Source organism: Caulobacter sp. GW821-FHT11E11 (assembly GCF_058808315.1).
In genome coordinates this window covers 222,372-230,554 of the sequence record NZ_JBXARO010000011.1, presented here as the reverse complement: position 1 = coordinate 230,554, position 8,183 = coordinate 222,372, and the positions used below count along the sequence as shown (strand labels likewise).

The 8,183-nt window shown below is 67.1% G+C and carries 8 protein-coding genes; 3 read left to right on the top strand and 5 right to left on the bottom strand.

The features are described from left to right. Positions 1-72: 72 nt before the first annotated feature. A complete protein-coding gene (locus tag AC1RR5_RS24675) occupies positions 73-525 on the bottom strand; it encodes a type II toxin-antitoxin system RatA family toxin (protein ID WP_492926013.1) in 453 nt (150 codons plus the stop codon). A gap of 5 nt (positions 526-530) precedes the next feature. After that, positions 531-1,508: a lipoyl synthase gene (lipA, locus tag AC1RR5_RS24670; protein WP_492810744.1), complete on the bottom strand. Its 978-nt coding sequence runs from the start codon at positions 1,506-1,508 to the stop codon at positions 531-533. Between the two features lie 83 nt (positions 1,509-1,591). On the opposite strand from lipA, the gene AC1RR5_RS24665 reads away from it, so the two are divergent. From AC1RR5_RS24665 to AC1RR5_RS24655, 3 genes are all read left to right on the top strand, one after another. Further along, positions 1,592-2,641: an alpha/beta fold hydrolase gene (locus tag AC1RR5_RS24665; RefSeq protein ID WP_492926011.1), complete on the top strand. Its 1,050-nt coding sequence runs from the start codon at positions 1,592-1,594 to the stop codon at positions 2,639-2,641. A 104-nt stretch (positions 2,642-2,745) separates the two neighbouring features. After that, positions 2,746-4,296 carry an AMP-binding protein gene (locus AC1RR5_RS24660; RefSeq protein ID WP_492926008.1) on the top strand — a complete coding sequence of 517 codons (1,551 nt, stop codon included), beginning with the start codon at positions 2,746-2,748 and terminating at the stop codon, positions 4,294-4,296. A 19-nt stretch (positions 4,297-4,315) separates the two neighbouring features. Further along, a complete protein-coding gene (locus AC1RR5_RS24655) occupies positions 4,316-4,711 on the top strand; it encodes a DoxX family protein (RefSeq protein ID WP_492926006.1) in 396 nt (131 codons plus the stop codon). Positions 4,712-4,723: 12 nt separating this feature from the next. Here AC1RR5_RS24655 and AC1RR5_RS24650 read toward each other — a convergent pair whose 3' ends face one another. From AC1RR5_RS24650 to AC1RR5_RS24640, 3 genes are all read right to left on the bottom strand, one after another. After that, positions 4,724-6,187, bottom strand: coding sequence for a DUF6880 family protein (locus tag AC1RR5_RS24650; RefSeq protein WP_492926004.1), 1,464 nt, complete (start codon positions 6,185-6,187; stop codon positions 4,724-4,726). A gap of 20 nt (positions 6,188-6,207) precedes the next feature. Next, positions 6,208-7,608, bottom strand: a complete 1,401-nt coding sequence (lpdA, locus tag AC1RR5_RS24645) for a dihydrolipoyl dehydrogenase (protein WP_492926002.1) — start codon at positions 7,606-7,608, stop codon at positions 6,208-6,210. 82 nt (positions 7,609-7,690) lie between these two features. Then, positions 7,691-8,167, bottom strand: a complete 477-nt coding sequence (locus AC1RR5_RS24640; protein WP_492926000.1) for a glutathione peroxidase — start codon at positions 8,165-8,167, stop codon at positions 7,691-7,693. Between the last annotated feature and the right edge of the window lie 16 nt (positions 8,168-8,183).

Sequence of the window (8,183 nt, the reverse complement as noted above, 5' to 3'; positions counted from 1 at the left end):
GGCTCCGTCAATCGAACGGAGCCCTATGAATCAGACATCTCGGCGCCTGAGAATCCTGAATGTCGATTGGCCCTAGGCCTTCTCGCCGTAGACCTGCTTCGCGCGATCCTCGAAACAGGCGATCAGCTTGTTGGCGGCCTTGTCGATATTGGCGGCCAGCATGGCGTCCAGCAGCTTGGCCTTGAACGCGAAGTCGATCACGAACTCGACGCGGGTGACCTCGCCGTCAGGCACGAAACGCCAGCCGTTCGAGAGACGCTTGAACGGGCCATACAGCAGGCTGACGTCGATGCTCAGCGCCTCGCGGTCGCGGCGAACGCGGGTGGCGAACTTCTCGCGCAGGAACGAGAAGCCGACCTGGGCCTCGGCGTCGACCGTGCTGACGGCGCCGTCGACGCGGCCGTTCCAGGTGCGCATGGCGGTGATCCACGGCACGAACTTCGGATAATTCTCGACATCTCCGACCAGCTCGAACAGCTGCTCGGGCGCGTACGGCAGCACGCGCGTGACCACGTGACGATGCACGGCGTTTACGCCGTGCGGGCGTCGAGGGCGCGGCGAGCTGCCTGCAGCTTGGCGAAGTCCTCGCCCGCATGGTGCGACGAGCGGGTCAGCGGGCTGGACGAGACCATCAGGAAGCCCTTGGCCCGGGCGATCGCCTCATAGGCCTTGAACTCTTCCGGCGTCACGAAGCGGTCGATGGCCGCGTGCTTGCGGGTCGGCTGCAGGTACTGGCCGATGGTGATGAAGTCGACGCCGGCCGAACGCATGTCGTCCATCACCTGCATGACCTCCTCCTTGGTTTCGCCCAGGCCGACCATCAGGCCGGACTTGGTGAACTGGGAGGGATCGCGCTGCTTCACGCGGTCCAGCAAGCGCAGCGAGTTGTAGTAGCGCGCGCCGGGGCGGATCTTCAGATAGAGCCGCGGCACGGTCTCGAGATTGTGGTTGAAGACGTCCGGGCGGGAGTCGATCACCACGTTCTCGGCATTGTCCTTGCGCAGGAAGTCCGGCGTCAGGATCTCGATGGTCGTGCCCGGCGACTTGGCGCGGATCGCGGTCACGACCTCGGCGAAGTGGCGGGCGCCGCCGTCCAGCAGGTCATCGCGGTCCACCGAAGTGATAACCACGTGCTTGAGGCCCATCTTGGCGACGGCCTCGGCCACGCGGCGCGGCTCGTCGGGATCCAGTTGGGTCGGCAGGCCGGTGGTGACGTTACAGAAGGCGCAGGCGCGGGTGCAGATCTCGCCCATGATCATCATGGTCGCGTGCTTCTGGCTCCAGCACTCGCCGATGTTCGGGCAGGCCGCTTCTTCGCAGACCGTGGTCAGCTTGTGCTCGCGCACAATGCCCTTGGTCTCGTTGTACTGGCCCGAACCCGGCGCCCGGACCCGCAACCAATCGGGTTTGCGGAGCACCGGGGTATCGGGGCGGTTCTGCTTTTCGGGATGGCGCGCCGCCCGGTCTTCCGAGCCGCGAGCCTTCAGCGTGTCGATCACCGTGGCCATGGCGCCTAAATCGGTCTTCTTGGCCTCCGGATCAAGCACTCGATCTTGCTTAAGGCCACGATGCGCGAAATGACTGTCCGCGTATGCGTCGCCGCCTTCTCGCTATTGCCCTAGCCCTGACCGTCTCCGCCTGCGGCGACGGGGGCTCGCGCGCGCCTTTCGCCGACAGCCGGACGCCGCCATCGCTGGGCTCGCGCTTCTATCCGCCGCAGGGCTGGAGCTGGGGTTATGTCCGCAGCGGCGAAGGCAAAATTCAGCGCTATGGCGTTTCCGCGCCGCCGGTCGCGCCGCGCGCCACGCTGCTGATCCTGACCGGCTATGGCGAGAGCGCCGAGAAGTGGTTCGAGACCGTCAGCGCGCTGAACGCCCTGGGCTTCAGCGTCTGGGTGCTGGAGCGCCAGGGGCAAGGCGGCTCCGAGCGCGAGACGCCCTGGCGCGATGTCGGCCATGTCGACAGCTTCGACCCCGACGTCGCCGTCGTCCGCGCCCTGGCTCGAGGCGTCATCCGGCCCGCCGGCGACATTCCGTTCGTAATCGTCGGCCATTCCGAGGGCGGCCTGGTCGCCCTACGGGCCGCCGAGCAAGGCCTGGGCATGGACGGCCTGGTGCTCACCTCGCCCGCTTTTGGTCTCAGCGGCCTGCCCCGTTCGCGCGCGGACTTCACGCAGTTCACGCCGGCCATGCGAACCTTGCGCCTGGGCTGGATCCGCACGCCTGACCAGGGCGGCTGGAAGCGCGAGGGGCCGGACGGCTTCCAGTCAGGCCTGACCCACGACGCCGAGCGCGGCAAGGTCCAGGCCGCCTGGATGCTAGCCAATCCCGACCTGCGCATGGGCGGCCGGAGTCTCGGCTGGTACGCGGCCTTCTTCGACGCGTCGGAAGCCGCCGCGCGCGACATCCGCAAGACCGCCGTCCCGACGCTGATGCTGGACGCCGGCCAGGACAGGATCGTCACCGCCACGCCGCAGGGCCGCCTCTGCGCGGCGATGATCGACTGCCGAGAGACCCGCTATCCCAAGGCCGGTCACGACCTGCACATGGAATCGAACGCCGTTCGCGGGCCCTGGCTGACCGCCATCGTCGACTTCACCCGCACGCGGATGGCCGCCAAGGCCTTGCCCCGCAAGGGCTGAACCTCACGCTCTGTGACTCTTTCTTGCAAAGCTGGACCTACCTGGGCAGACTCGACGTTTAAGAACGAGAGCGCAGCTTCGCTCATCGGGGAGGTTTCGCCGGGATGCCGGTAGCTTACGACGTACGGAACGGCCAGAAGGCCCTGTTCGACGCCCTCATCGACGCCCGCGACAAGTATGGCGCCAAGAAGCCGATCCTGGAGGACCAGGACCGTAATCCGCTGTCCTACACGGATCTGATCCGCGCCAGCTTCGCCCTGGGCCGCAAGATCGCGGCGATGACCAAGCCGGGCGAGAACGTCGGCGTGCTGCTGCCGTCGGGCTCGGGGTCGGTGGTGACCTTCTTCGCCCTGCACGCCTTTGGCCGCGTGCCGACCATGCTGAACTTCACGGCGGGCCTGCGGAACATTAAGGCCGCGGTGAAGCTGGCCCAGGTCAAGCGGGTGCTGACCGCTCACAAGTTCATCGAGCTGGGCAAGCTGCACGACATCGTCGACGCGATCGGCGAGCATGCCGAGATCACCTATCTGGAAGACGTGCGCGGCACGATCGGCCTGCCGGACAAGCTGTTCGCGGCCGCCGCCGGCCTGTTCCCGCGCCAGTTCCGCGCCCCGGCCAAGCCGTCGGACAAGGGCGTGGTGCTGTTCACCTCGGGCAGCTTCGGCGCGCCGCGTGGCGTGGTGCTGAGCCAGGCCAACCTGGTCTCCAACGCCCAGCAGATCGCCGCCCACATCGCGTTGGATCCGGCCTGGGTGTTCTTCAATCCACTGCCCGTTTTCCACTGCTTTGGCCTGACCGCCGGGGTGATCCTGCCGATCATGACCGGCATGAAGGCGTTCCAATACCCCTCGCCGCTGCACACCAAGCAGATCCCGCCGCTGATCAAGGACGTTGGCGGCTCGGTGCTGCTGGCCACCGACACCTTCGTCAACCAGTACGCCCGCTCGGCCGAGAGCGACGAGTTGTCGGGTCTGAAGTTCATCGTCTGCGGCGCCGAGAAGGTCCGCGAAGAAACGCACAACATCATCGCCGAGAAGTTCGGCGGCGTGCCGGTGCTGGAAGGCTACGGCGCGACCGAGGCTTCGCCGGTGATCGCGGTCAACAAGCCCGACGACAATCGCCGCGGCACCGTCGGCGGTCTGCTGCCTGGCCAGGAGTGGAAGATCGAGCCCGTCGAGGGCATCGCCGAGGGCGGCCGCCTGCTGGTGCGCGGTCCCAACATCATGTCGGGCTATCTGCGCGAGGATGGCGGCGTCGACGCGCCCGAGGGCGGCTGGCACGACACCGGCGACGTGGTCACGGTTACCGACGACCTGTGGATCGCGATCAAGGGCCGGGTGAAGCGCTTCGCCAAGATCGGCGGCGAAATGGTCTCCCTGACCGCCGCCGAGGACCTGGCCTCGGCCGTGTGGCCCAATGGCCGCCACGCCGTGATCTCGATGCCCGACAAGAAGAAGGGCGAGAAGCTGGTGCTGGTCACCGACTGCCAGACCGCCGCCGTCACCTCGCTGGTCGCCCATGCCCAGAGCATCGGCGCGCCCGAACTGGCCGTGCCGCGCAAGATCCTCAAGGTGCAGGAAGTGCCGGTGCTGGGCAGCGGCAAGACCGACTATGTCGCCATCCAACGGATGGCCGAGACCGACAAGGCCGCTTAAGCATATCGGGGGAAGAAGAATGGAACGTCTCGCCGTCTGGTCGCCGCGCGTCCTGAGCCTGCTGCGCATCATCACCGCCCTGCTCTTCATGGAGCATGGCCTGATGAAGCTCTTCCACTTCCCGGCCGCCCAGCCGGGCGCGCCCAGCCCGCTGCCGCCTCTGCTGGTGGCGGCCGGCGCGCTGGAGATCTTCGGCGGGGCGCACATCCTGCTGGGCCTGTTCACGCGCCCCTTCGCCTTTCTGCTGTCGGGCATGATGGCCGTGGCCTACTTCATGGCCCACGCCAGCCAGGGCTTCTGGCCCGCGCTGAACGGCGGCGAGGCGGCGATCCTCTACTGCTTCATCTTCCTGTACCTGACCTTCCAGGGCGGCGGCGAATGGAGCATCGACGCCCAGATCCGCAAGCGGCCCTAGAAGGTCGCGCCCCTAAAACACGCTTCCAAGGGCTTCCAGCTCCGTGCGGAAGCCCTGCTTGCGGGCGTGCATGGCCCGCAGATCGGCCGCGAAGGCCGCGTGGTCGGGATATTCGCCGTAGTCGGCGATCACGGCCGCCAGCGACTCCGCCTCCAGCAGCTGTCGCGCCGCCTCGGCGTAGCGCGTGGCGACGCCATAGGTCAGCACGTACTGGATCGAGGCCCGCAGCAGCAAGGTCGCGGCCAGCGGATAGCTCCCCTCTAGCCGTCGGGCGGCTTCGGTCATCAGGGTGTCGTCGGCGCCGTTGATCTCGCCGGCGCGGGACAACACCAGGCGTGATGCCGCCGGCAGGTCGGGCCAGGAGACCAGAAACGCCAAAGCTCGATCGAACTGTGGGAACCGCTTGGCGACAGCCTTGGCCTGGTCCTCGGCCTCGACGTCGTCGAAGTCGGGCAGGCCCTTGAGGTAGGTGCGCAGGCGCGGGATCGACAGCGTGCGCTCGAACTCGGCCCAGCGGCGCTTCTGGGCCTCGTCGTGGTGGCCGGTGGCCTCCAGGGCGTCCAGCATCGCCTCTTCCCAGGCGGAGCGCTCTTCCAGGCTGCTCTGATGGCGGCCGCCCTTGTCGCTGGGCGCGCCGGCATGCAGCGTCGCCAGAGCGTCCTCGGGCCGACCGGCCTCCAGCAGGCGACGGGCGATCTCGGCCGAGACCAGGGGCGTCTTGCGCAGTTCCGGCGCGAAGGTGGCCTCGAAGGCGTCGACGTCACCGCTGGCGTCGGCCAGACGGCGCAGGGCGTCCTTGTAGATCGCGGTGCGGGCGTCGCGGATCGTGCGCGCCGCCAAGAGCTTCTCGAGGGTCTCGCGCAGATGCGCCTGGCCCTTCTTGCCCAGAACAGGCGCCAGGGCGTTCACCAGCGGACCAAATTGCGTGTAGTCGTCGCGGCGCAGCAGGTTGGCGATGCGGTCGGCCAGGGCGATCGGATCCGGCATGGCGCCGACGGCGATCGCGCCGATCCCGTCGCGGGCCGCCAGGAAGACTTCACCGATCGGACCTTCGGCCTGGCTGAGGCGATCCAGGACCGGCGTCGCCAGGTCCAGCAGGTCCAGCATCAAATCGAGGGCGGCGGTGGCGTCGTCTTCCGCCAGCCGCTCGATCATCCGCCGATGCAGGTCGAGGTCCTTGGCGAAGGCCGCGCGCTTGCGCCAATGGATGCGCGACGAGGACTTGCCGATGGTGGTCAGGCGCTTGGAGACCTCCAGGCCCAGCCCCTCCCCGCCCGCTTCCGCGAACAGCTCCAGGCGCAGCACGCGCTTGACGTGGCTGTCGCTGGAGAGGTCGAGCAGGATGGCGGCCAGGCGCTCGGGACCCAGATCCACCAGATTGGCCTCGGAAAGGGTCGTCTTGGACCCCTTCCGCGCCTTGGCTGGCTTTACCTTGTCCGGAGCATCGTCCGTCGTCGTCGCGGCCTTGCGCGCCATCCAGTGTCCTCAAACGAGGCCTAGATGTGCAGGACTCGTCCGTAGGCGTCCAGAGCGGCTTCGTGCATGGCTTCCGACATGGTCGGGTGGGCGTAGACGATGCCGTGCAGGTCTTCCTCGGTGGCTTCCAGGGTGATGGCCGTGACGAAGCCCTGGATCATCTCGGTTACTTCGTGGCCGATCATGTGGGCGCCGATCAGGGCGCCGGTCTTGGCGTCGAACACGGTCTTCACGAAGCCCTCGGTCTCGCCCGCGGCCACGGCCTTGCCGTTGACCTTGAACGGGAAGCGACCGGCCTTGACCTCGATGCCCGCCGCCTTGGCGCCGGCCTCGGTGAAGCCGACCGAAGCGACCTGCGGGTTGGCGTAGGTGCAGCCCGGGATCGGCGAGTTGACGTTCGGGGTTTTGTAGCCGGCGATGGCCTCGGCGGCGTGGATGCCTTCGTGGCTGGCCTTGTGGGCGAGCCAGGGACCGCCGGCGATGTCGCCGATGGCGTACAGGCCCGGGACGTTGGTCTTGCAGTGCTTGTCGGTCACGGCGTGGCCGCGATCCAGGTTCAGGCCGACGGCGTCCAGGCCTTCGCTGTTGGGCGCGATGCCGACGGCGACGATGCACTTCTCGGCCGCCAGCTGCTCGATCTTGCCGCCGACGTCGACGGTGACCGAGACGCCGTCCTTGGTCTTCTCGACCTTGCTGACCTTGGCGCCGATGCGGAACTTGATGCCGCGCTTCTCGAAGGCCTTCTGGGCGGCCTTGGAGACCTCGGCATCCTCGACCGGCATGATGCGGTCCAGGGCCTCGACGACGGTCACCTCTGCGCCCAGGGCGCGGTAGAAGCTGGCGAACTCGATGCCGATGGCGCCCGAGCCAATCACGACCAGCGACTTGGGCATGGTCTTGGGCGCCAGGGCGTCACGATAGGTCCAGATCTTGTCGCCGTCCGAGACCGCGCCGATGGCCGGGATCTCGCGAGCGCGGGCGCCGCTGGCCAGGATGACGTTCTTGGCCTGGACCGTGCGGCTGCCGCCGGCCTTCAGGGCGATGACGAGCTTCGGAGCGGGATTGCCCTTCTCCAGCTTGGCTTCGCCCTCGATGACCTCGATCTTGTGCTTCTTCATCAGGAAGGCGATGCCGCCCGACATGGTCTTGGCCACGCCGCGCGAACGCTCGATGATCTTGGTGAAGTCGAAGCCGGCCTTCTCGACCGACAGGCCATAGCTGTCCAGGTGCGACAGCTGCTCGTAGATCTCGCCCGACTTCAGCAGGGCCTTGGTCGGGATGCAGCCCCAATTCAGGCAGATGCCGCCCAGGTTTTCACGCTCGACGATGGCCGTCTTCAGGCCCAGCTGGCTGGCGCGGATCGCGGCCACATAGCCGCCAGGACCGGCGCCGATGACGACGACATCGAATTCCGTGGACATGTTCTTCTTACCCTAGCTTGGACGCCCGTCCGGGGGAGCGGAGAGCGCCGGTCGACCGGTCTTTGAGCCGGTCTGGGAGAAACTAAAGCAGCGCCTCGACCGCGACCTTGAGGTCTTCGGGTTTAACCGTGGGCGCGAAACGCTCGACGACTTCGCCGTCCTTGCCGATCAGGAACTTGGTGAAGTTCCACTTGATCGCCTCGGTGCCCAGCAGGCCCTTCTGTTCCGTCTTGAGGAACTTGTAGAGCGGGTGGGCGTCGGCGCCATTGACGTCGATCTTGCTCATCACCGGGAAGGTCACGTCGTAGGTCAGCGAACAGAAGTTCGCGATCTCTTCGGCGTTTCCCGGCTCCTGAGCACCGAACTGGTTGCAGGGGAAGGCCAGGACCGTGAAGCCACGATCCTTGTGGGCCTTGTAGAGCGCCTCGAGACCTTCGTACTGAGGCGTGAACCCGCACTTGCTGGCGGTGTTCACGATCAGCAGCACTTGGCCGCGATAGTCGGCCAGGCTCACGTCCTGGCCGTCCAGCGTCTTGGCCGAATAGTCGTAGACCGACATGTTCGCCTCTTCCCCG